The 26,385-nt window shown below is 41.7% G+C and carries 22 protein-coding genes and 2 tRNA genes; 4 read left to right on the top strand and 20 right to left on the bottom strand.

The features are described from left to right. Positions 1 to 77: 77 nt before the first annotated feature. On the bottom strand, positions 78 to 635 hold the full coding sequence (locus MINF_RS00120; RefSeq protein WP_012462368.1) for a transcriptional activator RfaH: 558 nt from the start codon (positions 633 to 635) through the stop codon (positions 78 to 80). 123 nt (positions 636 to 758) lie between these two features. On the opposite strand from MINF_RS00120, the gene ychF reads away from it, so the two are divergent. After that, positions 759 to 1,859 (top strand): redox-regulated ATPase YchF, encoded by a 1,101-nt coding sequence (ychF, locus tag MINF_RS00115; protein ID WP_048809972.1) that lies wholly within the window; start codon positions 759 to 761, stop codon positions 1,857 to 1,859. A gap of 7 nt (positions 1,860 to 1,866) precedes the next feature. Here ychF and mutL read toward each other — a convergent pair whose 3' ends face one another. Continuing rightward, the gene (gene mutL, locus MINF_RS00110) at positions 1,867 to 3,654 is read right to left on the bottom strand and encodes a DNA mismatch repair endonuclease MutL (protein ID WP_012462366.1); all 1,788 of its coding nucleotides are present in this window, start codon (positions 3,652 to 3,654) and stop codon (positions 1,867 to 1,869) included. Between the two features lie 83 nt (positions 3,655 to 3,737). Here mutL and MINF_RS00105 point away from each other — a divergent pair, with 83 nt between their 5' ends. Continuing rightward, complete coding sequence (locus MINF_RS00105; protein ID WP_187146948.1) at positions 3,738 to 4,343, top strand: CAP domain-containing protein; 606 nt, start codon at positions 3,738 to 3,740, stop codon at positions 4,341 to 4,343. On the opposite strand, the gene MINF_RS00100 is transcribed toward MINF_RS00105, so the two are convergent. Further along, the gene (locus MINF_RS00100; protein ID WP_048810401.1) at positions 4,288 to 5,160 is read right to left on the bottom strand and encodes a ParB/RepB/Spo0J family partition protein; all 873 of its coding nucleotides are present in this window, start codon (positions 5,158 to 5,160) and stop codon (positions 4,288 to 4,290) included. The two genes, MINF_RS00105 and MINF_RS00100, sit on opposite strands and share 56 nt — an antisense overlap. 154 nt (positions 5,161 to 5,314) lie before the next feature. On the opposite strand from MINF_RS00100, the gene MINF_RS00095 reads away from it, so the two are divergent. After that, positions 5,315 to 5,386: transfer RNA gene (locus tag MINF_RS00095), tRNA-Val, on the top strand. Between the two features lie 31 nt (positions 5,387 to 5,417). On the opposite strand, the gene MINF_RS00090 is transcribed toward MINF_RS00095, so the two are convergent. The 11 genes from MINF_RS00090 to MINF_RS00040 form a co-directional block, all read right to left on the bottom strand. Beyond that, positions 5,418 to 8,138: a bifunctional acetate--CoA ligase family protein/GNAT family N-acetyltransferase gene (locus MINF_RS00090; RefSeq protein ID WP_048809970.1), complete on the bottom strand. Its 2,721-nt coding sequence runs from the start codon at positions 8,136 to 8,138 to the stop codon at positions 5,418 to 5,420. 24 nt (positions 8,139 to 8,162) lie between these two features. Continuing rightward, complete coding sequence (gene ppsA, locus MINF_RS00085) at positions 8,163 to 10,613, bottom strand: phosphoenolpyruvate synthase (RefSeq protein ID WP_012462362.1); 2,451 nt, start codon at positions 10,611 to 10,613, stop codon at positions 8,163 to 8,165. 213 nt (positions 10,614 to 10,826) lie between these two features. Further along, positions 10,827 to 12,026, bottom strand: coding sequence for a class I SAM-dependent rRNA methyltransferase (locus MINF_RS00080; protein ID WP_012462360.1), 1,200 nt, complete (start codon positions 12,024 to 12,026; stop codon positions 10,827 to 10,829). A 20-nt stretch (positions 12,027 to 12,046) separates the two neighbouring features. After that, the gene (locus MINF_RS00075; RefSeq protein WP_012462359.1) at positions 12,047 to 13,240 is read right to left on the bottom strand and encodes a KamA family radical SAM protein; all 1,194 of its coding nucleotides are present in this window, start codon (positions 13,238 to 13,240) and stop codon (positions 12,047 to 12,049) included. A gap of 82 nt (positions 13,241 to 13,322) precedes the next feature. After that, positions 13,323 to 13,405: transfer RNA gene (locus tag MINF_RS00070), tRNA-Tyr, on the bottom strand. A gap of 94 nt (positions 13,406 to 13,499) precedes the next feature. Next, the gene (gene pssA, locus MINF_RS00065; protein ID WP_148205265.1) at positions 13,500 to 14,384 is read right to left on the bottom strand and encodes a CDP-diacylglycerol--serine O-phosphatidyltransferase; all 885 of its coding nucleotides are present in this window, start codon (positions 14,382 to 14,384) and stop codon (positions 13,500 to 13,502) included. After that, the gene (locus MINF_RS00060) at positions 14,381 to 15,028 is read right to left on the bottom strand and encodes a phosphatidylserine decarboxylase family protein (RefSeq protein ID WP_012462357.1); all 648 of its coding nucleotides are present in this window, start codon (positions 15,026 to 15,028) and stop codon (positions 14,381 to 14,383) included. Before MINF_RS00060 ends, pssA begins: the two co-directional genes overlap by 4 nt. A 27-nt stretch (positions 15,029 to 15,055) precedes the next feature. Continuing rightward, a complete protein-coding gene (locus MINF_RS00055; RefSeq protein WP_012462356.1) occupies positions 15,056 to 15,946 on the bottom strand; it encodes a phosphatidate cytidylyltransferase in 891 nt (296 codons plus the stop codon). Between the two features lie 51 nt (positions 15,947 to 15,997). Next, the gene (locus MINF_RS00050) at positions 15,998 to 16,780 is read right to left on the bottom strand and encodes an isoprenyl transferase (RefSeq protein WP_012462355.1); all 783 of its coding nucleotides are present in this window, start codon (positions 16,778 to 16,780) and stop codon (positions 15,998 to 16,000) included. 182 nt (positions 16,781 to 16,962) lie between these two features. Next, the gene (locus MINF_RS00045; RefSeq protein WP_012462353.1) at positions 16,963 to 18,231 is read right to left on the bottom strand and encodes an adenylosuccinate synthase; all 1,269 of its coding nucleotides are present in this window, start codon (positions 18,229 to 18,231) and stop codon (positions 16,963 to 16,965) included. Positions 18,232 to 18,242: 11 nt separating this feature from the next. Next, complete coding sequence (locus MINF_RS00040; RefSeq protein ID WP_012462352.1) at positions 18,243 to 19,532, bottom strand: UDP-glucose dehydrogenase family protein; 1,290 nt, start codon at positions 19,530 to 19,532, stop codon at positions 18,243 to 18,245. A gap of 297 nt (positions 19,533 to 19,829) precedes the next feature. On the opposite strand from MINF_RS00040, the gene MINF_RS00035 reads away from it, so the two are divergent. After that, positions 19,830 to 20,930 carry an RNA ligase gene (locus tag MINF_RS00035; RefSeq protein ID WP_012462350.1) on the top strand — a complete coding sequence of 367 codons (1,101 nt, stop codon included), beginning with the start codon at positions 19,830 to 19,832 and terminating at the stop codon, positions 20,928 to 20,930. On the opposite strand, the gene MINF_RS00030 is transcribed toward MINF_RS00035, so the two are convergent. The 6 genes from MINF_RS00030 to dnaA form a co-directional block, all read right to left on the bottom strand. Further along, positions 20,892 to 21,500: an RNA ligase partner protein gene (locus MINF_RS00030; RefSeq protein WP_012462349.1), complete on the bottom strand. Its 609-nt coding sequence runs from the start codon at positions 21,498 to 21,500 to the stop codon at positions 20,892 to 20,894. The genes MINF_RS00035 and MINF_RS00030 overlap by 39 nt on opposite strands. A gap of 35 nt (positions 21,501 to 21,535) precedes the next feature. After that, positions 21,536 to 22,477, bottom strand: coding sequence for a quinolinate synthase NadA (gene nadA / locus MINF_RS00025; protein ID WP_012462348.1), 942 nt, complete (start codon positions 22,475 to 22,477; stop codon positions 21,536 to 21,538). 2 nt (positions 22,478 to 22,479) lie between these two features. Then, positions 22,480 to 22,965, bottom strand: coding sequence for a signal peptidase II (gene lspA, locus MINF_RS00020; RefSeq protein ID WP_079200392.1), 486 nt, complete (start codon positions 22,963 to 22,965; stop codon positions 22,480 to 22,482). Between the two features lie 84 nt (positions 22,966 to 23,049). Next, entirely contained in the window at positions 23,050 to 23,436 is a 387-nt protein-coding gene (locus MINF_RS00015) for a hypothetical protein (protein WP_012462345.1), read from the bottom strand. A gap of 12 nt (positions 23,437 to 23,448) precedes the next feature. After that, on the bottom strand, positions 23,449 to 24,564 hold the full coding sequence (gene dnaN / locus MINF_RS00010) for a DNA polymerase III subunit beta (RefSeq protein WP_012462344.1): 1,116 nt from the start codon (positions 24,562 to 24,564) through the stop codon (positions 23,449 to 23,451). A gap of 206 nt (positions 24,565 to 24,770) precedes the next feature. After that, the gene (gene dnaA, locus MINF_RS00005) at positions 24,771 to 26,135 is read right to left on the bottom strand and encodes a chromosomal replication initiator protein DnaA (protein ID WP_012462343.1); all 1,365 of its coding nucleotides are present in this window, start codon (positions 26,133 to 26,135) and stop codon (positions 24,771 to 24,773) included. Positions 26,136 to 26,385 lie beyond the last annotated feature (250 nt).

Below are 26,385 nucleotides of genomic sequence, written 5' to 3'. Positions count from 1 at the left end.
CTCTACCCCTTTCCCATGGATAGTACACTTTCCCAGGATAGAGAGAAAAGGATCATGAGATTCTAAAGAGAAACGATTCAGCGGTCCGTCATTTCCATGTCCTTCTTAAACAGGGTTAAACCATTTGCCGCTATTTCCTTGAGGTTAACCTCGATTTGGACGGCTCTTCCTAACCATTCGAGAAGTACTCTAACTCGCTCTTTTGCCGGAATAAAACCGAGCACAATGCATGAATAACCTTGAAAAGGCCCTTCAGCAATATTGATCGTTGAACCGACGTCAATCCTTTCTCGAATTGTTTTAATCCCCTCTTCCCCAAATTGTATCCTCAACTCTTCTATAAAACTATCCGGGATGACGGGATAGCTGGAACCAAAATGAACCACTTTTCTCACCCCTTTTGTGGAACGAACAAAGGTAAGTTTAGAGTAGAGGTTGAATTTGGCAAAAAGATAGCCAGGAAAAAGAGGCTCCAAAACCAAGGAAGTTTTTCTGCTCCTGATTTTTTGGTATTGAAACTGGGGAAAAAAGACTTCTATATTTTCTTTTTTTAAATTTTCCACTGCAAGCTTTTCTTTTTTAGGCTGAATGGAAAGACAATACCAAAAGGATTGCTCAGACCATCTCTTCTCCATGACTTTTTTTAAGTTAAATTATAATAGGAAATGAGTTCATTTTATTCGATAAAAGAATTCAAAAAGTCCCATTGAGCTTTTCAACTTCAAAAGATTTCATTCATTAATAACAAATCTATGAGCATGTTACAAGCCGGTCTTGTAGGGCTACCCAACGTAGGTAAAAGCACACTCTTTAATGCCCTTACTAAAAGCAAAAAGGCTGAAGTGGCCAATTACCCTTTTTGCACGATCGATCCTAACGTGGGGATCGTTACTGTCAGCGATAAAAGACTTGAAGAACTATCTCGACTATCCAAGTCAGCAAAAACAATTCCAGCCGCCTTTGAGCTTGTTGATATTGCAGGCCTTGTAAAAGGAGCCAGCCAAGGAGAAGGTTTAGGCAATCAATTTCTAAGCCACATTCGGGAAGTCGATGCAATCCTTTTAATGCTTCGCTGTTTTGGAGGAGATGAAGTCCATCATGTTTCCGGAAGGGTAGACCCCGTATCAGACCTGGATATTCTCCTCACGGAGCTTTCATTGGCCGATTATGCAACCGTAGAAAAACATCTTGGAAAAGCCAGAAAAGGGAACTTGCTCAAAGGAAAAGCCGGATGCGACCCTTCACTGCTGGAAAAATTACTCCATTTTTTGGGGAAAGGTACCCCTATTTTTTCTCTAGGTTTAAAGGCTGAAGAGTTGAGACAAATAAAAAGCCTTTCCTTGTTGACGCTCAAACCCATCCTGCTTGTCTGCAATGTGCATGAAACCGAACTTCTTCTAGGAGAGAAAAACCCTTGGGTTGAGAAGCTCATCGCCTATGTGAAACAACATCCTTTCTATGAATATGTTATCCTTTCTGCTCAACTCGAAGCCGATCTCAATGTTCTTGATCCTGAAGAAAGAAAGGAATACTTGCGTTCTCTTGGCCTTGCGGATTCCGGTTGTGATAAGCTTGTGCAGAGCGTATTTAAGCTCCTTGGACTAAGAAGCTTTTTTACTACTGGACCCAAGGAGACTCGTGCATGGACAATACGGGCGGGTGACACGGCCTCAAAGGCCGCCGGAGTCATTCATTCTGATTTTGAAAGGGGATTCATTGCTGCCGAATGCCTGTATTACGAAGACTTTATCCAATATGGCTCCTTCGGAAAGGCTAGGGAGGCGGGGAAGATCAGGATAGAAGGCAAAGACTACATCGTGAGCGATGGTGAAATTATCGAGTTTCGTTTTAATGTTTGATTCATTCCTAGAATAGTTTCCCCTTCATCGTGCAACCCAAGGGGCCGGATCTTCCAAAGCGTTTTTCAATTTCCTGGAAACTTATCCTTATCCAGGTAGGTCTTCCATGGGGACAGGTGTTGGGCAATTTGCAGGCAAAAAGATTTTTAACCAGTTCTTCCTGTTCTTCTTTTGTCAATGGATCTCCGGATTTTATAGCTTGACGACAAACGGCCAAGGCGATATCCCTTTGCCAGTAAAAACGAGCGGTCTTTTTTTGCCGATCTGTTTCAACTAGCTCCGCAAGGACTTCTCGAAAAAACTGCTCGTAGTCCATTCTTTTGACTCCGCTGGGTATGGATTCTAAAAGAAAAGAGGAAAGACCGAAAGGACGAACTTCAAAACCCAGTTGTTCAAAAAAGGGAAGAGAATGGGAAAGAATGGCCGATTCAGTGGAAGACAGGCTGATTAGTAGCGGTGTAATGAGCTTTTGCGAATGTTTTTGCATGGATTCAAACTGCAAAAGCAATTTTTCGAACAACACTCTCTCATGTGCCGCATGCTGGTCAATGAGCATAATCCCTTCAGCCGTTTCAATAGCGATGTAAAGAGAAGAGAAAAGACCGACAATTTTATAGGGATTGATCTTTTCTTTTTGTTCGTTGTCCTCGAGAGCCTTAGCATGGAAAACAGGTTGCTTATCAAAGAGTTCTTCCATTTGAGCTTCGACTGAAATACAAGAGGATTTCTGGGCTACGGCCTTTGAACTATCCGGCAGCATCCGGTCATACCCTTTTTCTTCCATCAGAGCACTCGAGAAGGGCTTATAGGAGGAAAGCTCTCCTAAAATAGCCTTGTGTACGAAATCTCTAAAGGCATATTCCCTTTTAAAACGGACCTCTTTTTTCGTCGGATGCACATTAACATCGATTTCCCCGGGATGGACTTCTACAAAAAGAACACAAAGAGGGTAGAGCCCTTTCATGAGAGAATTTCTATAGGCATCGATGACACCCAGGTAAAAACTTTTTGATTCTACGGGTCTTTTGTTAACAAAAAAGAACATGTCCTCTTTAGAAGGCCTTCCTACCCCGGGCTTACTCACCGCCCCATAAATCCTGAATCCTTCATCTTCTCTTTCAATCCAGCAAAGTTCTTTTTCCCATTCCTCGCCCAACACGGAAATGATTCTTTGCCGAAGGTCCTCTCCTTTTTCCCACCCTCCCTTACCGCCCGGACTATGGTTGTATCTAAAACCTATCTCAGGATGGGAGAGTGCGGCAAAAATAAGTTGCCTTTGGAGGTGTAAAAGCTCGGTTCTGGGAGATTTTAAAAACTTGAGCCGGGGAGGTAAGTTATAAAAAAGAGAACTGGTTGAAACCGATGTTCCCACGAGTCCCGCTGTTTCCTCCACGCGAATTATGGTTCCTCCGTGGACTTCAATGATCACCCCTTCCGGACAATCTCTTTCTTGCGTGGCTAAGATTAGCTTTGTAACCGAGGCGATGGCTGGGATGGCTTCTCCTCGAAATCCATAGGTCGAAAGCCTAGAAAAGTCATCCATGCTAAAGAGTTTGCTGGTGGCATGCCTTTCTAAACAAAGCAATGCATCCTCTTTACTCATACCGCAGCCGTCGTCTTTAACTTTAATCCATGATATGCCTCCAGAACGGGTTTCAACATCGATCTGGGTTGCCCCAGCATCTATGGCATTTTCCAAGAGCTCTTTTAAGATGGAAGCGGGTCTTTCAACCACTTCACCCGCGGCGATCTGATTGACAACCTCTTCAGTTAAGATGTGGATTTTTCTTCCCATATTTTACCGGGTTTTTTCTCCTTTTCCTGCCACTTCCGGTCTTGTCATGATTTTGATTTTCTATCAAGATGCTTTTCTTTTCCATGAAACATAAGAAAATACCAAACTCGTCATCAAGCTATAGAATATTTTTGTATTTTTTTATCTTTCATCTCGTTTTTTCCTTCGATCTTTCTGAAATAGCGATTGCCGACAGCGGCCATGTTTCTTCCTTTTCTTTGGCAAAATTCAGACAGCTAACCCTTGCCTTGATTAACCAATTTCGTGAGGATAACAACCTCCCTCCCCTTGTTGCTAACCCCAGGCTGGATCAGATCAGCCAACAGTGGGCAGAACATATTGCCTTGGAAAAAAAACTTGTCCACCGCTCTCTAAGCTCTTTAAAAGAAATAACGCAAGACGAAGGATGGGCTGTGATAAATGAAAACCTCCATTATTCGACAGAAGGGATCGATCCACAAGAAACAGTCTTAGCCTGGGAAAAAAGCCCTGGTCATAGGAAAAATCTCCTGGAGGCAGCTATTCAAATAGCGGGAATAGGTGCTGCACAAAACGGAAGGAGCGGCTATGTCGTTTTCAACGGGGCATCGATAAGGAGTAGCCATGCGCCTCTCCACCAGCTCCCTTTCTTTTTTAAAAAGATATTCCCAGGAAGGAAAGAACACGCTGAAGATCCTGGAACGAATTGAAGGCAATTTCGATTTTCCCTGAATTTTTATTGCCCTTTATTTTTACCTTGGATCCAAGTTTCGAGCAGAGTTCAGTTTCGATATTCTTCAAGCAATCGGGCTCCTTTTGCTTGCCTTGATCCTGCTTCCTTCTTGAAGAGGCAAAACCACTTACAAATTCTTCGGTTTTTCTGACTGACCAACCTTCTTGAATAATTTTTAAAGCTACTTTTTCCTGTTTCTTTCGATCGGAAATACCGACCAAAACTTTTCCATGGCCTTGGCTCAAATTTCCCTTTTCGATCAGCTCTTGAACACGCTCTGAAAGACTCAACAGCCTTAAGGAGTTGGCTACCGTCGCCCTGTTTTTCCCAAGCCGGAGGGCTACAAGTTCCTGGGTAAATCCAAATTTTTCGATCATGAGGGCATAGCCCCTTGCTTCCTCTATAGGATTAAGATCGCTGCGCTGGAGATTTTCTATTAAGGCGAGTTCGAGAAGATCGCTGTCAGAAACGTTGCGAACAATGGCAGGGATCACTTCAAGTCCCGCTTTAGTTGCCGATCTCCATCTTCTTTCTCCGGCGATGAGCTCGAAATGGTCCTCTTTGAGTTGCCTTACAATGATAGGTTGGAGTATGCCTTTTTCCTTTATGGATTGAACCATGTCCTCTAGATCTTCTTCATGAATCTCTTTCCTGGGTTGATAAGGATTAGGAGTGATATGGCTGAGTTTAATCATGCTGATTTTTTCTCCTCGTTCTTCGCTAGGCGAGGATGAAAAAAGGGACTTGGTGTTAATTAAATCACTTAGCCCTTTCCCAAGGCTTCTTTTGGACATACTCTCTTTCGTTCCTTTATTTTCTACTATGTTGAACACCAACAAAAGAGAAATCAAAAAGAATTTTCTTTAAATAAAAGAGAAAAAAAGACAATTCTTTTGAAAGACAAAGGCTAATCTGCTACAATTCGCAAAGAAGGTGGGGGTGTAGCTAGCGCGGTTAGCTTAGTGGTAGAGCGCTCGCTTCACACGCGAGAGGTCACAGGTTCAATCCCTGTACCGCGCACGAGGTTCTTTTATCCAGGGTTCCTTAACGGTCAAGATGCTTCTCTCAAGTCTAGCTCTGCAATGTATTCGTGGGCAGATTCCTCAAAATACAAATTAAAGCCTTCTTTACTGGCGATCTTTTTCATCGATTCATTTAAAGGCAACATCCTCTCTATAATCCAGGACAACTTTTCTTTTTTCCCGATCTCCTTAAGTTTACGGACAAAAAGAGTTCCAAGACCCTTGTTTTGCCAGCGGTCTTGGATAATGAGAGCAAATTCAGCTCCATCAAAACCATGATATTTTCCAAGTCTAGCTACCCCAATAATTTCAGCCGGCTGATCCTCGGAAAGAACCTGGGCTACAAGAACGATTTCAATGTTATAATCCGAAAAACAGATCCGGGAAAGCCTCAAGTGATCGATCCGCTCTTCCAGGGAGAGATTTTGAAAATAGCGGTAATAAACGGATTCCTGGGAAAGCCCCTTATGGAATTCTCTCATCAGCGGCTCATCTTCGGGTTTTATGGGTCGAATCAAGACCCTTGTTCCATCTAAAAGAACATCTTTCCAGATATATTCCAGGGGATAAGGCCTGATCGAAGCAGCAGGTATAGAACTTTCATCAATGGAAAAGGGATGGAGAATGACCCTGGCATCCAAGGCCATAACCCTATTCCCATAAACAAAAAGAGGATTGACATCGATTTCTTTTATCCTCGGTTCGTTAACTAAAAGTTCACTAAAACGAACCAAGGTTTCGTTGAGCCTTTTTTTCTCTACCGGAGGTATTCCTCGAAAACCATCAAAGGCCTTGGCTATTTTAGTTCTTTCGACGAGAATCGAAGAAAGAACTGTCGTAAGAGGAGGAAGAGCAAGGGCTCTATCTTGATAAATTTCTACAAATACCCCTCCAGATCCAAATAGAAGAACCGGACCAAATTGAGGATCTACACTCCCGCCTAAAATCAATTCAAGGCCTTTTTCAGATATCATTTTTTGTACCGTTATCCCCTCAAAAGCGTTTTCGGTAGACTGTTTAAGGGTATTCTCCCTAATCTTTTCAAATGCCCTTTTTAGGGATTCCCTGTCTGAAATCCCAAGGATCACTCCCCCAATGTCGCTTTTGTGGGTGACCCGGGAAGAATTTAACTTGGCAACCACCGGATAGCCTATTTCTTCGGCTATCAAGAGAGCTTCTTCTGCGCTTTGAGCAAGATAAGTTTCATTAACCTCAATACCATAACAATTAAGAATCTTCTTGGATTGATACTCCGTCAAAAGGGTTAGATTTTTTTCTTTTGCCTGGGAAATGACAAATGCTGTGTTTTCCTTGGCCTTGATGAGTTCCTCGGTTGCCCCAACCGGCATTGGAGTTTCATATATGGCCGAAAGGCTTTTCCTGTGCATCCAACCATAAGAGAAAGCCTGGGCTGCTTCCTCTGGAAACTCAAAGGTGGGTATTCCTTCTTGTTCAAGGAACAATCTTGCCTTATGAACGGATTCTCCCCCCATCCAACAACTCAAAATCGGCTTATGATAACCCCTGGCAAAAAGGACAACTTGCTTAGCTACCTCTTCAGGATCGGTCATCGCCTGCTTCGTAAGGATAACAAGAATTCCATCTACATGCTCTTCTTCCGATAAAATATCCAACGCTTTACGGTACCGCTGAGCATCAGCATCCCCGAGAATGTCCACCGGATTTCCATGGCTCCAGGCCAGGGGAAGGAATGCATTTAACCTTTGAAGGGCGGCATCGGTCAGAGTGGCTAGTTCACCACCAGAAATGACAAGCCTATCCGTTGCCAGCACACCCGCACCTCCGGCATTGGTTAAGATGACAAGCCGAGGCCCTGTGGGAAGCGGTCTTTGACTAAAGAAAGAAGCCAGGGAAAAAAACTCGGAAAAGGAAGCCACTCGCAGCACCCCCGTCCTCAAAAATGCCGCATCCAAGACTTCGTCGCTTCCTGTCAATGAACCTGTATGCGATAAGGCCGCCCGGGAACCTTCTTTTGACCTACCGGCTTTTAAAACCAAAATGGGCTTTTGAAAATTGACTTGTCTTGCTGCAGAAAGAAAAGAAGAAGGATCGCCAATGGATTCCATGTAAATAAGGATGACTCGGGTTAGAGGATCCTCGGCCAGAAAAAAAAGGATATCTCCCCAATCCACGTCGGCCATGGATCCAAGAGAAACGAAGGCGCTAAAGCCGATGTTTTGGCTAAAACTCCAGTCTAAAACGGCGGCTCCCAAGGCACCACTTTGGCTTAAAAAGGCAATGTGCCCCGATTTGGGTAGGCCGGCTAAAAATGTCCCGTTGAAACGGGCATGGGGCAAAATAACCCCTACGCAATTTGGCCCAATTACCCTTACCCCACCTCGCTTGGCTATGGCAATCACTTTTTCTTCCAATAGCTTTCCGGATTTCCCAATTTCCTTGAACCCTGCGGATATAATGATTGCCCCCTTAACCGAGGCGCGGACGCATCCTTCCATGATCTCTGGAACCGTTGGAGCAGGAGTGGCAATAATGGCTAGATCAATGGGTTCAGGCAAACTCTCGATGTTGGGATAAGATTTTCTGCCGAAAATTTCGTCATGATAGGGGTTTACCGGATAAAAAATCCCGCCCCACCGAATCAAATTCTCCATTATTGCCCTTCCTACGGTTGCCGGTTTTTCCGATGCGCCAACAAGGGCAACGCGTTGGGGAGGGAGAAAATTCCTTAATCCATAAGTTCCCAGGATGAGCTTAGAGCTAAATCTCATCGGCAAATCTATTTTCCATTTTTATTAGCGATTAGGAACCTGCTCTCCGAAAAGAGTTTTTTCTAACTGCAAAATATTTAAAGTAGTCTTAATGATGACATCCGCACTTAAGGATAAACTATCGATACCTTCCCTCACGAGGAATTCGGCAAATTCTGGATAATTACTCGGGGCCTCCCCACAGATCCCTATTTTTCTTTTTTTTCTTTTAGCCGTCTTAATTACAGAAGAAATCATGCGTTTTACCGCCTCGTTACGTTCGTCATATAGATAAGCCACTATTTCGGAATCTCTATCCAATCCAAGGACTAATTGGGTCAAGTCGTTAGAACCGATGGAAAAACCATCAAAGACTTCACAAAACTCTTCAGCCAGAATAACATTGCTGGGGATCTCGCACATCATGTAAATTTCAAGGCCATTTTCTCCTTTTTTAAGCCCGTTTTTTTCCATTTCCTCGATAACCCTTTTTCCTTCTTCCACCGTCCTCACCACGGGAACCATTACCTTGAGGTTTACAAGCCCAAATGTCTCTCTGACCTTTTTAATGGCCTGGCACTCTAAGGCAAAGCCTGCCTGGTATCTCGGGTTATAATACCGCGATGCCCCTCGAAAACCGATCATCGGGTTGCGTTCCTGGGGTTCAAAATCCACTCCCCCAATCAAGTTGGCGTATTCGTTGGTCTTAAAATCGCTTAACCGAACTATCACTTCTTTGGGATAAAAAGCCGCAGCAATCATACCAATGCCTTCGGCCAGCTTTTCTACAAAGAAATCGGTTTTACGGGGATAATTTTCCGTCAGCACCCTAATTTTTTCCTTGTCTGGACCTTCCCTCAGTTTTTCGAAATGAACCAAGGCCATGGGATGGATTCGAACATAATTGGTCAAAATAAATTCTTCTCGGGCCAATCCTACCCCATCATTGGGAAGAAAGGAGAGATCGAAGGCCTCTTCAGGATTTCCCACGTTCATCATGATCTTGGTCCGAGGCCGGGGAATTTCTTCCAGGTTTACCTTTTCTATCTCAAAAGGAATCTCCCCTTCGTAGACCTTACCTACATCTCCCTCCGCACAGCTTACCGTTACGGTCATGCCATCCTTGAGAACTTCTGTTGCCCGTTCCGTCCCTACAATAGCCGGCACACCTAATTCTCGGCTGACAATAGCCGCATGACATGTTCTTCCCCCCCGGTTTGTCACTATCGCTCTTGCCTTCTTCATGATCGGTTCCCAGTCGGGGTCGGTCTTTTCGGTAACGAGAATTTTCCCCTCCTTGAACTGGTCAATCTGTCCGATGTTTCTTATGACCTTAATTTTCCCATGAACAATCTTTTCTCCTACGCTTCTGCCTTCGATCAGCACAGGGCCGGTGCTTTTCAATCGATAAAATTCTATATAATTACGCGTTTTACCCCTGTGGACCGTTTCCGGCCTTGCTTGAAGCATAAAAAGCTCCCCCGTTATACCATCTTTTGCCCATTCCATGTCCATCGGGGTAAATCTTCCATTGAGTTCTGAATAGTGTTCTTCAACGATGCAAGCCCACCGGGCAAGGGTAAGGATTTCCTCGTCGGTTAACGAAAATTTCTTCCTCTCCTCTGGAGGAACGGGGACGTTTTTGACGATTTTTTCTCCACCGATATCGTAAACGAGTTTTAGTTCCTTGCCACCCAATCTCTTTTGTAAAATAGGCTTGTAGCCTTTCATCAAGGTGGGTTTAAAAACATAGTATTCATCAGGATTGACAATTCCTTGAACGATATTTTCTCCCAATCCATAAGAGGAATTGATCAAAACGACGTTATTAAATCCCGACTCGGTGTCTATGGAAAACATCACCCCAGAACAAGCGAGATCCGACCGAACCATGCGCTGTACACCCACAGACAGGGCTACTTTTGTATGTTCAAAACCCATATCCGTCCTATAAGAAATCGCTCTATCCGTAAACAAAGAGGCAAAGCATTTTTTGATCGAAGACAAAAGATTATCCCTGCCTCTTATGTTTAAATAAGTCTCTTGTTGACCGGCGAAACTGGCACCGGGAAGGTCCTCTGCGGTTGCGCTAGAACGAACGGCAACATCCACCGCTTCAAGCTTGGCTTCCTCGCTGAGCTTTGAATAAGCCATGAGTATTTCCTTTTCCAGCTCCTTGGGTAAAGGACAATCGATAATGAGAGAGCGGATCTTTCTTCCTCTTTCCCTCAAGTTCTCAAGGTCACGCGGATTGAGATCGGAGAGGATTCGGGAAAGCTCCTCTTCAAGTTTGTTCTCGGACAAGAACAACCGGTAAGCTTTAGCCGTCGTGGCAAAACCATGGGGAACTTTTATCCCTTTAGAACAAAGATGAGAATACATCTCACCAAGGGAAGCATTTTTACCCCCTACCAGCGGGACATCCTTGATATTGATCTCGTCAAACCATAAAAGTAAGGCCTGGTTTTTATCAGTGGATTGAGAAGGAAGATTCATAAGGCAGCTCCTTGATATTTTTTTTAAGTTCCAAGGACAACGGGTATCTTTTTTAAAATTAAGTCCTTATCCATTCAAAAACAATCCATTTATTTTCTTTACAGCTTTGTACAGGGATCGGGTTAGGGTTATTTTAAAGCTCATCCTCGGGGGGAATCTTAAAATACTTGATCTAGGGGATTTCTCCTCACCCCTTATCATCAAAGGCTAGGTTTAATCCATTTTCTGGGCTAGAACCCCTTTAAGATACTCTGTTTCAGGAATATTGAACAAGATGGGATGATCAGGGCTTTGTGGCAAACAGCCCAAGTAACGGAGCCTTGAGCTTGTTTCCCAGCAAGCTCTGGAAATTAATTCCTTCCATTCTTCCATCGTAATATGATGTGAACAACAGAAGCTGGCCAAGAAACCTCCTGAATCAAGCAATCTTAAGGCGCGCAAATGAATTTCATGATAGCCGCGGAAAGCCGATTCTTTTTGAACTTTTGTTTTAGTAAAAGAGGGAGGATCGAGAATGATCAAATCGAATTTTTCTTTCTCCCTTTCTTTTTTCCTTAGCCAATCAAAAGCATTTTCACAAACCCACTCAATTTGCAGTCCAAGTTGTGAAGCATTTTCTTTTCCTATATCAATAGCGGCTGCGGACTGATCAACGGCAACACAGCATTGTGCTCCTCCTCGAGCACAAAAGATAGAAAATAATCCCTGATAGGAAAAACAATCAAGGACCCTTTTCCCCTTCGCTATTTGTGAAATGAACTTGTAGTTTGCGGCTTGGTCTAAATAAAGACCGGTTTTTTGCCCATTATAAAGATCGACCAAAATAGGGATCCCCTCCATGCAAACGAGATGACGACAGGGAAAATCTTCTTTCAAACTTTCTTTTGTCAAGGATAACCCTTCCAAGAGTCTTACTGGAGCATCGTTGCGCAGGATGATGTTTGTGCTCTGGGTGATTCCTTTTAAGACCTCTAGAATTTCATTCCTTTTCCGGTCGGCTCCCGAAGTCAAGAATTGCACAACATACCAATCCGCATACTTGTCTATGATTAAACCCGGCAATCCATCCGATTCAGACCAAAAGAGTCGATAAGCATTGCTGTCTTTGCCCGAGAATAGCTTTTCTCTGTATTTAAAGGCCTTGGAGAGAAAGCAGTGGATAATTTCTTTATTGAGAGGAACCTTTTCCCTGGAGTAAATCCTGACGGAAATCTGGGATTGACTATTCCATAATCCAACACCCAAGCTTTGCCCACCCGCAGCAACGACCTCGACGACATCCCCATCTTTTATATTCGGATCATAATGAGAAACTTCCGTTCGATATATCCAGACATGACCTTCTAAAATTCTATGCCTACCCTCTTTCAATAAATGCACTTTGCCCGCAAAAGGTGTCGGCACCAAGGACATGATGAAGTTAGTTTCCGCTATTACTTATACTTTCCCATCCCCGCTTCGGATTGCCTGTCGTCGTTTTCCTCTCCCTTGGCCTGTTGCACCATTGGATAGGAATATATTTTGCCTTCATAATTACGCAATAAGACCTTGTCTTCATAATATCCCATGACATAATCGGGATTCAACGGAATTTTCCCACCACCCCCGGGTCCATCTACGACGTATTGAGGAACGGCAAATCCGGTAGTAAAACCCCTGAGCTTTTGCATTATTTCCAAGCCTCTTCTAATGGGAACGCGAAAATGATGAGTTCCTTGGATAAGATCACATTGATAGAGATAGTAGGGTCTTACACGACATCGAACAAGTTTATTGACCAGCTCCAACATGGTTTGCGGATCATCGTTTATGCCCTTCAATAGAACGGATTGATTCCCTAAAGGGATCCCCGTATCGGCTAATTTCTCGAGTGCAGTTTTAGCTTCCAAGGTCAATTCCTTGGGATGGTTAGAATGAATATTGATCCATAGAGGATGATAGGCTTTCAAGACCTTGCACAAACTCTCTGTAATCCTTTGAGGAAGAAAAATAGGGACCCGGGTGCCTATTCGGATAATTTCGATGTGGGCAATTTCTCTTAACTGCCTAAGGATTTTTTCTAATCGCCCATCGGAAAGAAGAAGGGGATCCCCCCCCGAGATGAGGACATCTCTTATCTCCGTATGTTTTTTTAAGTAATCAAAGGTCAACTTGTCATCTATTTCAAGTTTTTGACTCCCCACCCCGCTGACAATTCGACTTCTTGTGCAATAGCGACAGTAGGTAGCACACCTATCGGTAACCAAAAAAAGAACCCTGTCCGGGTAGCGGTGCACAAGCCCGGGAGCCACCATGTCCTTGTCTTCCCCGCAGGGATCCATCATTTCATAAGGCATGCTAACCAGTTCTTCCGCTCTAGGAATAACCTGCCGACGGAGGGGACAGTCGGGATTGAAAGGATCGATGAGATTGAAAAAATAAGGAGTAAGAGAAAAGGCAAGTTTTTCTTTTGCGGCAAACATCAATCCGCGGCGTTCGTCGGGAATTAAAAACAGCCGCTGCTCAATTTGTTCTAGGGAATTTAATCGATTTTTCAGTTGCCAGTGCCAATCATTCCAATCCTTGTCGGGTACTGACATCCAACAACCTTTCCCTGGAGAAGCAAAATCTCGATGGGAAACACTCAAAGCAATTACCTTATTTTTTTGTTATTAGCCTAAGAAAATGTCCGTAGATGTCAATAAAGAGAGAGCAAAAAAAAGAAAAAAATGGGCAGAGCTGGATTCGAACCAGCGAAGGCGTAAGCCAGCAGATTTACAGTCTGCCCCCGTTGGCCACTTGGGTATCTGCCCTTTTTCTTTAAAAAACCTCAATGCTTACTCCACTATTCCTCTATTTTCCTTGGATCAAACAGCAAATATATAAATACAAAAAGAGGGTAAAACCTTATCGGAACTTCTCTTTTTCCGAATCCAATTCAAATGATTTTTTTTCATCTTTCTTTTCTTCATCCTTTTCTTCGTCTTCCTCCGCCTCTTCTTCTATAGCGACTCTTAACGGCTTGGAAATAAAGGGCCTAAAAAAGCCATACAAAAGATAACCTAAAAAATCAACCGCTAACATCCATTTATAATACACTATCGTCAACCCTAAAATGGAAACGACAAAAAGAAACTTGGGAACCGTCCATTTTGTCTTCCAAGTAATGCCTTTAAAACTTGGATAAAGGTTTTTACTGAACATCATGATTGAAAGGAAAAGCAACAAAATGACCAGAATATATTTTCCCCATCCTTTTTCAAGTTCTCTATCTGTCTCATAAAAATAGAGCATGAGCAAAGTAATTGAACAGACAAGACCGGCAGCAGCAGGAATAGGAAATCCCGTAAATTCCAGGTTAGATCCTTTATACTGGGTGGAAAGCACGTTGAACCGGGCCAGTCTCAGGGCACCGCAAACGAGATAAACTGAAGCGACAATCCAACCTATTTTATGAGGAAACTGATAAAGAACGATTTCGAATACCAGCAAGGCTGGAGCAACTCCAAAAGAGATCAGGTCGGCTAAAGAATCAAATTCCCTGCCGAACATGCTTTCTTTCCCTCCAAAACGAGCCAGTCTTCCATCTAATACATCAAAGACGAAAGCCGCTAAAATAAAATCCAGGCTGTTTTCATAAGTATGGATCCATCCGGCCGTATCACTATCTCTTAGAATGCTTCCTTCGAGTATCTTAAGAATAGCAAGAAAACCGCAAATCAAGTTGCCTGCAGTCAAAAGGTTAGGCAAAAGATAAATTTTTTCATTTTTTTGAGCATTTCCATTGTTCATGGCCATTTTGCTACTATAGATTTTCCGGCCTCTACCCTATCCCCGGGTTTTACTTCCACGGTACACACAACCGGTAAATAGAGTTCCGTTCTTGAACCAAACTTAATCATTCCTATTCTTTCTCCAGCATAAATTTTTTGCCCCATTTCTTTCCACCCCACCAATCGTCGAGCAATAAGACCTGCAATTTGTCTTACTCCTACAGTATAACCTCCTGGGGTTTCTATCCACCAATCTTGGCTTTCATTTACTTCCGATGAGCGGGGATTTCGCGCATCCAAAAATGCCCCCCTGTGGTACTTTTTCTTTATAATCTTGCCCTCGACGGGAGATCGATTGACATGAACATCAAAAATAGAGAGAAATATGGAAATTTTTTGTGCCCTGCCTTCAAAAAAGGGAGATTTTTCCTCGATGTCTACTTCTACGATTTTGCCGTCGGCAGGGGCTAAAATAGCTTGAGGGTCCGCAGGGATAGTTCTTTCAGGATCTCTAAAAAAATAAAAAAGAAAAAAAAATCCCAGTAAAAAAAGAAACCCTACAACCTTAGCCAGTTTAAAGGGCAAGGACAAAAACAAAAGGGAAAGCCCACCTAAGATTAAAACGAAATAAAAGGCTTCACGGAAAACAAGGGGAAGTTTCATACTTTTCTCAGCTTTCTTTAAAAGAAGCTACGGCCCTATGTGGTATCGAAAAAAGCAATAAAAATAAAACAAAGGACCGCTCAACAGCAGGCTGTCAATCAGGTCCAATATCCCTCCTATACCCGGTATAATATGCCCTGAATCCTTGACATGAGCGTCCCTTTTAACCGTGCTTTTGGCCAGGTCTCCAATCGCTGCCACTATCCCTATAACCACGCTCAAAAAGAGGGAATCGGAATAGGGGAAGCCTTTAAAAAATTTAGAAAATCCAAAGGGGAGAATTATCCCGGCTAAAAAGGAAAAGAGAATTCCTCCCCCCAATCCTTCCCATGTTTTTTTTGGACTAATTTGGGGAATAAGAAAACGGCGCCCAAAGTTTTTACCTATTAAAAATGCACCCGTATCGCTGAGTTTCGTCACCGCTATAACGTAGAAAAGAGCAGCATCGGCATTAAAAGGAAGTCCCTTGCAAAAAGAAATACGCTCAAGAAAACTAAAGAGAAAAGCAACGTAAAAAAAGCCTAAAAGAGTCAATGCAATAGCCGATACCGGATTGTCCAGAAAGTTCCAACGATAAATGACCAGGGAAAAAAGGCTGGCTATAAAAATAAAATACAATGCCTGTTCAAAAAAATAATAAAAAGAGGACCCGTTGGGTAGAAAATTCCAAAAAAACCAGATTCCAACGTAAAGGCAAAACGCAGCAGAAAGCCCCGCAGAACGAAATACCCTGTTGCCTTTGACTTCTTGCATCCGATAAAACTCTTCCAAGGCCAAGACTCCGAAGAAAATAAAGATGATCATCTCGATGATTTTCAAGCCGTACAAGATCACGAAAAGGAGAACGCCCCAGAGAACGAGGGAAGAAAAAAAGCGGGCGTAAAAATTGGATTCTTTTTCTACCATTTCAACAGTCATCGGCTATAATCGACTAAAACACCAAGAATAAAAATATCGAAAAGAAAATTATCAATTTTTTACGGCTACTTGTCCAAATCTTCTCTGCCTTTTCGCAAACGTTCCTAAGGCCTCCAAAAATTCTTGCCTCCTGAAATCCGGCCAATAGGTGGTGGTAAAGTAAAACTCCGTGTAGGAAGATTCCCAAAGGAGAAAATTGCTTAAGCGCATCTCCCCGCTCGTTCTTATTAATAAATCTGGATCAGGACAAAAAGAGGTTGAAAGATGGGATTTGAAAAGCTCTTCATTTATATCTGAAATCTTGACTTGGCCATGGAGAGCTTTTTTTGCAATCTCTTTAACGGCGTCAAGGATATCCAACCTCGAACCGTAACTTAAAGCCAAGGTTAGAACGAGTTTAAAATTAGATTCTGTTTTTTTACAGGTAGACAGCAGTTGCTTTTGCAGTCCTTTAGGCAAGTCTGTTCTCCTTCCAATAGTGACCAGTTTTATTCCTTTTTCTATCAACTCTTCTTCATTCTTGCTTAGAAAATCTTCAAACATCTCCATAAGAGCTTTTATTTCGAAGTATGGCCTTTTCCAATTATCAACAGAGAAAACATAGAGGGTTAAGTAATGTATTCCTACTTCCAAAGCTGTTTGAACAACCTCTTTTGCAGCATTGAGCCCTTCCCTATGACCTTCGATTCGAGCCAAATTTCTCTTTTCAGCCCAACGTCCATTCCCATCCATTATTATAGCCACATGTTCGGGGATATTTCGGCTGTCAAGCAAAGAGGAATGAGTAGCCCCACCATTATTCCCTTGCTGTTCGTATCCTCTAGCACTATTCATCTAAAAATATCTTAATTTTTCCCTTAACGATCTCTTTTCTGTTTACTATCCCTCTTTTCTGTTTGTATTGAAAATTTTTAAAAATGAAAAATAAGAAAGCGGGGCTATAAGGCAGAAAAGCTTCTTGGTTCATTAAAAAAAAACATAACATAGAGTTAAGATCCCGTCATTTTATTAGGAAATTAATCGACAAAAAAAGTTTGATCTCTAGAAGCTCCCACAGAAACAATGCGCACGGGTGCCCCGGCAAGCATGCCCAGTTTATTCAAGTAATTTTGAGCAGCTTGAGGAAGTTTTTCAAAAGAACGTACCTTTGCTGTAGACTCCAACCATCCCGGTAGTTCTTCATATATGGGAACACACTCTTCTAGCTGGCGCACGGAGTTGGGAGGATATTTGAGGATCTTGCCTTTGAACTCGTAAGAAACACAGACGGGAATTTTCTCCATGGAATCAAGTCCATCCAGGTTGGTTACAGCCACCTCGTCAAAACCGTTGATCAGGGAAGCATACCGGGCTAAAACACCGTCAAACCATCCACATCTTCTCGCCCTACCCGTTGTCGATCCAAATTCCCTGCCAGAGGCATGGAGCATTTCCGAAAGCTCCCTGTTTTCCACAGGAAACGGACCTTCTCCCACCCGCGTTGTATAGGCTTTCATGCACCCGATAACACGGCTAATTTTATGGGGAGGTAATCCGCTCCCTGTAATAGCTCCACCTGCCGTGGTATTGGAGGAGGTTACAAAAGGATATGTTCCAAAGTCAATATCGAGAAAAGTCCCTTGCGCGCTTTCAAAGAGGATGTTTTTTTGTAAAGCCGAAGCCTCGTAAAGCCAGATGGCGGTGTTGACGACCATCGTAGAAATCTCATCAGCGGCTTTTAAATAAGGTTCTGCAATTTCCTTCCAATCCAAGGGTTCTCCCCCTAAAAACTGGATATAACGATTTTTTTCCTCAACCAGCCTTTGAAATTTTTCCAAGAAACTTTTTTTATCAAGAAGATCAAGAATACGAAGACCAGTCCGACTTATTTTATCGGCATAAGCCGGACCTATTCCTTTTCTCGTTGTTCCAATTCGGCTTTTGCCCCGGTTTTTTTCAAGCAGTTCATCAATGATCCTATGGTAAGGGAATACCATGTGGGCAGTTTCAGAAATAAAAAGCCGGTTTCGAATTTCTATCCCCCTGCCTTCTATGTTTTTGATTTCTTCAACAAGAGAAACGGGATCTATAACCATGCCGCTGCCTAGCAAACAGATCTTTTCAGGCCATAAAATGCCCGAGGGAATCAGATGGAGAACGAACTTTTCATTGTTGACTTCAACCGTATGACCTGCGTTATCACCGCCCTGGCAGCGAACAACTACATCTGCATCTTGAGTTAGAAAATCAACAATTTTTCCCTTTCCTTCATCTCCCCATTGAGCACCGACAAGAACGGAATTCATAATCCTCTGCTTTAATTTCCAATTCCAATATAATGAAACCCCATGCGGGTCATCTCTTTTTTATCGAGGAGATTTCTTCCATCAAAAATAATAGGACTGATCATCGTCGATTTCATCGATTTCCAATCCAGCTTCCTAAACTCTTCCCATTCCGTAGCGATCACGATACAGTCAGAATCCACAGCTACCTCTTGAGCCGATGAGCAATAATGAATCGAAGGAAGTTTTTCTTTTGCTTTTTCCATGGCTTTAGGATCAAAAGCCTGGACAATTGCTCCCTCTTTCACAAAAGTCATCGCCAGGTCCATCGCCACGCTGCTTCTAATATCATCGGTATTATCTTTAAAAGCTAATCCCAATAACCCTATTCTCTTGTCTTTCAAAACCCATAAAACGTCCCTTATTTTTCGCAAAAAATGCTCTTTTTGGTCGTGGTTTATTTGAGAAACTTCTTTTAGGAGCTTAAAATCGTAGCCGAGTTCCTGGGAGATCTTGATGAAAGCAGCAACATCTTTAGGAAAACAGGATCCTCCCCATCCTATTCCTGCCTTTAGGAAATGTTTTCCAATCCTGTGATCCAATCCCATTCCTTCAGCAACCATTTGCACGTTAGCCCCCGCCGCTTCACATATTCTCGATAAGGCATTAATGTAAGAGATCTTCAAAGCCAAGAAACTATTTGAAGCATGCTTGATGAGCTCGGCAGAGTTGAGATCAGTAATTAAGATGGGGGCGTTAAAAGGGGAATAGATCTCCTTCATTATCTTTATGGCCCGTTCGCTCATTGCCCCTATCACCACTCGATCGGGATGAAGTAAATCCTTTACGGCAACCCCTTCTCTTAAAAATTCCGGATTGCTGACGACATCAAAGTCGATATTATGACTATTGTAGCGTTTAATGGTTTGATAGACCCTTTCTCCGGTTTTAACAGGAACAGTACTCTTGTCGACAATCACCCTGTAATCTTTTAATACGGCAGCGATTTGCCTGGCCACTTTCTCGATGTAGGTCATGTCCACGCTGCCATCCTCCAAAGGGGGAGTGGGTACGGCAATAAAAATGACCAGGCTTCTTTCGACTCCTTCTTCTATACTCTCGGTAAAGTGAAGAAGACCTTTGGATAAATTTTTTTTGACTATCTCTTCAAGTCCCGGTTCATAAATCGGTACCTTTCCTTGCTTTAACATCTTTATTTTTTTTTCATCATTATCCACGCAAATGACTTCGTGCCCAACATCTGCAAAACAAGCTCCTGTAGTTAATCCCACGTACCCTGAACCGATAATGGCTATTTTCATTTTTTTAAATCAACAATGGCATTTTTAGGCAATTTGCTTAAAATATATAAATTATTAGGGTTCCCCTTGAGGATACTTTTTTGTTGGTCTTTGATAAACTTTCTGATCTTTTTAAAGGGCAAAATCACAAAACGATATAGTAATTTTTAAAAATCTTGCAATTTTAATCTTTCAATTTTTTTAATGCTCTTTGTTTTTTTTTACAATTAAAACTTGCTTTTCCTCCAAGTTCCCTTTTAGAAAACGGGCTCTCTATGAGATTCAGGCAGCTGTAAGCCGGCGAAGAAATGATTTTGTATGTATGAACAGCTAATCGAAGAAATTCTTCAGTCCAAAAAGGGTCAGTTGGGAAGATTCTGGGAATATTCTTATGTCAGGCTGACTCATGCTTACAAGGGTTGGCCTGAAGGAACGGTTTTTCTTAAAGACTTAGCCATAGCCGGATTCCCCAAGATCGGTAGGATAAACAGTCTTGAGCCTGGTCTCAGAGAACAGTTCCCCTCTTCGTTCTGGATGGAAGAAAAAGTGGATGGCTACAACGTCCGAATTTTCCAGTATAAAGGAAAGATACTTTGTGCTACCCGCGGAGGTTTTCTTTGTCCTTTTAGTACCGATAGAATCGGGGAGCTGATGCCCTTGGGTATTTTTAATGATCATCCCTCGCTTGTTTTATGTGGAGAAATCGCCGGTCCAGACAACCCTTATATTGAAGGCCCTTCTCCCCTGGTTCAAGAGGATATAAAACTTTTTATTTTTGATATAGCCCAGCTTCCTACCTTGGAGTTTTTACCTCAACGACAAAAACAAGAGCTTATTTGCCGCTATGGTCTCCCTTCGGTTAAAAATTTTGGTCTTTTTAAAAATAACGGCAATGACCTCGTTGAAATAAAAAAAATCCTTCTTTGCCTCCATAACGAATACAGGGAAGGAGCGGTATTTAAAGAAGAACCTTTTGGCCGTTATGCAAAGTACGTTACGGCCCATTCCGATTTAAATGATATTGCCGTTTTGTCTCACAAGATAATGGATATTAGCCCTAACTATTTTATCGATAGGATATTGCGGTACGTTTTATTTTTAATCGATATGGGAATTATTGAAGAAAACGGATGGGATGAGAAATTGGGAAAGGCTTTTATATCCTCCATTAAAGAGGTGCTAAAGCGTGTTAAAGAAGGAGGAAAATCGAGCCGACTCTTTCGGTGTCGATTTAGAAATCCTCAAAATGCCCAATACCTTATCGATCATCTTAAGCATATTCCCGGACATCAAGAACATGTTATAGTAAAAAAATTTTATAAAGATAAAGACTACTGGTATTTGGAATTTGAAAAAATATTTCCTGCAACCGGGGATTCCTTAAGAAACTGGCTCTCCGGTGCCCTCAGGTTTGATTAGGTTTTTTAAGCAGTCTTTCAAATAACTTGCATTTAAAATTTCTATTCCCATTTTATCAGCCCATTTTTTCATACCCTCATCGGCGGTAACGAGAACTGCCTCTAGTTCATAGGCAAGGAGGATAACGTCAACGTCTTCCCTGCTATCCAGAATACCCTGCCTTAAGGCTTCGCGGTATCGATTTCTTAATCGATTAACCAGTTGATCAAAGGGAATGGGAGTTCCACCGTCTGGACCGGCAAGTTTTAAGTGCTCTTCTGCAATTCTCAGCCCATGGTCAATTCTTTTCCTTATTTCATCGATAAAATCATAAAGAACGGAACCGGGTATAAGAAGATTGAACTTTCTTGGAGAACGAATATGGACGATGAATTCAAAGTCAGAAGAAAAAAAAGCCGTACCCTTGATGAGCTTGAGCTCCTTGTAGGCGGACAAGGGCATGTAAAAAAGGGCTTCAGCCTTGGAGGCTAAAGATAGAAAGCCGGAAAACACGGAACTGTCATCATCTCCGAATTGCTGGGATACATCCGGATTGGTAAATATGCTGGTGTCTAAAACAAACTTTCTCACCTTTCTAAACTTAAAGAAATCCTACAGCTGCCTACTTACACGCTCCACTCCAACATTTGTTGAATGGGAAGGAAAGCTTTTTTACGGATTTCAATCGGGACATCGATTTCGAAACGATCAGATTCAAGGGCAGTGATAAGCTTATCCAGCGTAATTTTTTTCATGAATTTACAATGGGCGCAAGCACAACGGGAAGTAGAAGCAGCTATGAATTCCTTTTCTGGGATTTCTTTTTTGAGCCTGGTTATCATTCCCGATTCTGTGGCGATAATAAAGGACCGAGCCGGATGATTCTTGCAATAACCGATCATCTGCTCTGTGGAACAGACGAAATCCGAAAGCATTCTTACCGCTCTTTCACATTCCGGATGGGAAACAATGGGAGCGGCTGGAAATCTCTTTTTTAATTCCAACAAGGATTGGTGGGTAATTTCAACATGGACATAGCATTCACCAGGCCATAAATCCATTTTTCTTCCGGTCTGGTTCTGTACCCACTCCCCCAAATTTTGATCAGGTACAAAAAGGATGTTCCTGTCCGGAGGAACTTTTTGCACGATTTTTAAGGCGTTGGCAGAGGTACAGATACAATCACTCAGTGACTTAACGGCAGCCGATGTGTTAACGTAAGCGACAATAAAAGTAGTCGGATTTTCTTTTTTATACTCTAAAAGATCTTCATAACTACAGGAATCAGAAAGGGAACATCCCGCCTCGATATCGGGAAGAATGACTTTTCTATTCGGGTTTAGAATTTTTGCGGTTTCGGCCATAAAATGAACGCCGCAAAAAATAATCCTTTGTTGTGTAGCTTCTCGAGCTTTAAAAGATAACCCCAAAGAATCGCCAACAAAATCAGCCACGTCTTGGATCTCGGCGAGCTGGTAGTTATGAGCTAAAATAAGAGCATTTTTCTCCTTTTTAAGCTTCAGCACCCTTTCTTTTTTTTCTTCTATGCCCATCTTTTTTAAACTCATTTTTAAATATTCTTTTGATTAGAAGTATGCTTAAGTTTTAAAAAATATAAAAAAATACAACTAAACCCTAGGGTTAAGTAGGTGTCAGCAAGATTAAAAGCGGGCCAGTGATAATTGAAGAAATGCACATCAATAAAATCGGTGACATGCCCATGGATAATACGATCTATCCCGTTTCCCAGGGCTCCGGCAAAAATCATTGCTCCAATAACCATATAAGGAATAGTTTTGAAGATTTTTTTTCTAAAATAAAAAAAACCTATTAAAATTAATAATAAGGTAAAAACCTCCCAAAATCTATTGTTTCCTGCAAAAAGCCCGAAAGCTATGCCCGTGTTTTCGACGTAAACCAAATCTAAAAATCCGGGAATGATTGTTCTATCGTAGGATACCTCCAGGAATGAAGAAATCCAGTACTTGGTTGTCAAGTCAAGCAGCAAGAGAAAGCCGAAGACTATTACAAAAAAAAAAATGTGAAACCCCTGCATGGCGACCTTTGGGCAATGAAATTTTAGAGATAAGGATCGAAGAAAAAGACATAAAAGGAAAACCCAGGCTTATGTAGAAAAAAATTAGAAGAACCCTGCATCCTCGAGTTCTTTTAACCTTTTTTCGTTCGTCTCTTCAACAATTTCCACAAGATTGGGCAATTCGAGGAGTACCTCTAAGCTTAAAGGAATCTGGTCGGAATAAAATCCCGAAGTTTCAAGAACTTGACGATTATAAGAGAGGTAAACCCAGGCAAAATCGTCTCCTTGAACAATGCGAAATTGAGGATGTTCTTCGTAAAGGAGATCCTCGATTTTTTCTATAACCAGGGTAGAAGTATAATTGTATTGTCCAGGAATAACCTGTTCAACTCTTTCAAAGCGCTCGAGCCAATGGGAAACCAATTTTTCTACTTCCTCTTTTGTAAAAGGCTCCACAAAAACGCCAATATATCCAGATCGTTGTATCATATCTCTAGAAGGTTATTGATTTTTAATCGGCATTAAAACGTAAACAAAGTTAGTTCCTTCGGTGATTAAGCAAGGATTGCCTTTTGTTGAAGGATTTACGAATTCCAGGATAACATCTTCCTTTTCCATTTCTCTTAACGGTTCGATTAAGTAAAGGGGATTAAAAGGGATAGAAAAAGCTTCCCCTTGAAATGCCTTAAGGCTGATCGTCTCTCGAGCTTGGCCAATCTCTGGAGCCTGGCAACTTAGAACCAATTCATTCGTTCCTAAAAAATCTAGAACTACGGGTAGTGAGTTGGAACCGCTTATGGCAATGGAAGAAACCCTACGTATCGCATGCAAGAAACTGTTTCGGTCGATAACAGCCTTTTGAGTTGTTGTTTTGGGAATGACTTGTTTGAAATTTGGATATTTGCCCTCGGTGAGTTTAGAAAAGAAAAGAATGTTGTCTAGTTCCAGGAATATTTTGTTTGAATCTAAAAATAGCTTCAGGGTTTTATCTGAATCTTCAATTATTCTTGAAATTTCCAAGACGGCTTTAGCCGGAACTATCCCTTCAGCTTCAAATGATTCGTTTTCAACTTCTTCAAAGGTGTAAGCCAATCTTTTTCCATCGGTCACCGCCACTTCAAAACGGCCTGATTTTATAGAGAACCAAGCTCCGTTTAGGGCAGGTCTACTTTCATCGGCCATGGCATACTCCACCATCCTTAACATTTTTCGAATTTTACCTTGAGAAATACTCAGTCCTTCTTCCCTTCTTTCAGGAAAAAACTTTGGATAATCATCGTCAGGTAAACCGTTAAGCTGGAAAAAAGACCTGTCCGAAGAAAGAGTGGTCTGATGATTGCTGTTTGTTTTCCAGGACAATTGATCGGAATCGAGTTCTCTAACTATTGTTAAAAGCCTTCGGGCCGGTAAAGTGGTGGTTCCTTCTTCTTCTACGTTAGCAGTAAGCTCGATCTTCAACGCCGTTTGTAGATCGGTGGCAAAAAATAGGAGCCGGTCGGGAGCCTTTGCCGAAAGGAGCACATGGCTGAGAATGGGCAACGTAGATCGAGGATTGATGATACTTTGAATAAGGGTTAAGGAGTCGATGAAGCTCTTTTTTTCCACAGAAAATTTCATAACTTTTGTTTTATAATAAAACCTTTTTTTTCTTAAAAATAAAATTCATAGGGAATAAAAGGGTGAAAAACCGGTTAACTTTTTAATAGGTAAAAAGATAATTTTTCCCTCCCCGTTTTGAATAAATTATTGATGACTGTTAATAATTTTATTCCTTTAGCCTAATTTAAAAGATTTTTTTCTTTTTATTCACTGTTATTTACAACTTATTGAGAAGAAGTTAATTGCTCAGTTATTTTTTTTATCAACTGGGCTAAATCCGGGTCCTTGGACATTTTTTCGGATATTGTCCGTTGGGCGTGAAGAACCGTTCCATGATCTCTTCCTCCAAAATTTTCACCGATTTGGGAAAGAGAAAGGTTCGTTAACCTTCTTGCTAAATACATGGCTACCATGCGAGGCAAAGCTATAGCCGATATTCTCCTTTTGGAAACCATATCTGAAAACCGGATATCGTAGGCTTCGCATACCCTTTTTTGGATCATTTCTATGGTAATCGTCTTTGAAGGTTGCAAGGAAATAAGGTCTTTTAAGAGTGATTGTGTTTCTTCAAGTGTAATCTTACCTTCTTTATGGATGGAGGCATAAGCACACAGTCTATTGAGAGCTCCTTCTAATTGCCTGACATTGGTTTTTATTCTTTCGGCTATGAACTCCAAAATTTTTTCATCGATTGAGAGGGAATAATTTTTTAGTTTATGCTTTAAAATAGCCAGCCTTACCTCAATTCCTGGGGGAAGTATTTCAGCCGTCAATCCCCATTCAAATCTTGATATCAGCCTCTTTTCCAAGTTCTGAAGCGAGCTTGGGGCCTCGTCTCCACTTAAAACGATCTGCTTGCTTCCATCAAAAAGACAGTTAAAGGTATGAAAGAATTCTTCTTGAGAACGTTCTTTACCCGCCAAGAACTGAATATCATCTATGAGAAGAACGTCTATTTGACGGTATTTTTTCCTGAATTGACCAATGCTGCCCTTTTGAATGGCTTCGATAAACTCATTGGTAAACTGTTCGGAGGTAACATACTGGACAAGAATCCATTTATTTTTTTCCACGATATGATTGCCGATCGCCTGCATAAGATGGGTTTTCCCCAAACCCACTTTCCCGTACAGGAAAAGCGGGTTATAGGCTTTTGCGGGAGATTCTGCGACGGCTTTTGCAGCTGCGGCCGCAAATTCTGAATTCGGTCCTACGACGAAATTTTCAAAAGAAAATTTCGTGTTTAAACCTTTGGATTCAAAAATTGAGCTTTTGTCTTCCCTGGGCAAGGACTTGATCTTTTTTCCTGTAGCCTTTTCTCCATTTCCAGGCGATTCTTGAGCAAAAATGATTTTAGGGTTTTTAGCCAAAATTCGAAAAGATGCCCCGATGAGCTGGGATAAATAGTTTTCTTCTATCCAGTACTGATAAATAGGATCGGGAGCCTTAAGCAGAAGTTGATCATTTTCAATGCTCAGGAGTTCAATGGGCACAAACCACTTTTCTATCGCTTCTTTAGAGATTACCTTTTGAAGTTCTAAACAGATATCGTTCCAGATTAAATTCAGATCAGTTTTCAACTTATTCACAAGTTATTAACATCATTGTGATTTTATTTTTATATCTGTTTCTATAAGAGCTCTCTTGTAAGTTGTTAATTATGAACAACTAAAAATGTATCCTCATGATAAGGACTGATTTTATGAAGAAAGTCGAATTTTATTGCCAAAGTTATTCACAACCTCGGCGATTTTTTGCCTTTTGAAAGGCCATTCTTTATTCTTTTAAAAATCTATTTTTCCTAACAAGCAAAATGAAGATCTTAAAAAATAAATATTT

The organism is Methylacidiphilum infernorum V4, assembly GCF_000019665.1.
GTDB lineage: Bacteria > Verrucomicrobiota > Verrucomicrobiia > Methylacidiphilales > Methylacidiphilaceae > Methylacidiphilum > Methylacidiphilum infernorum.
Note: the sequence above shows the minus strand (reverse complement) of the source record. Positions and strands in the feature narration are given on the sequence as shown.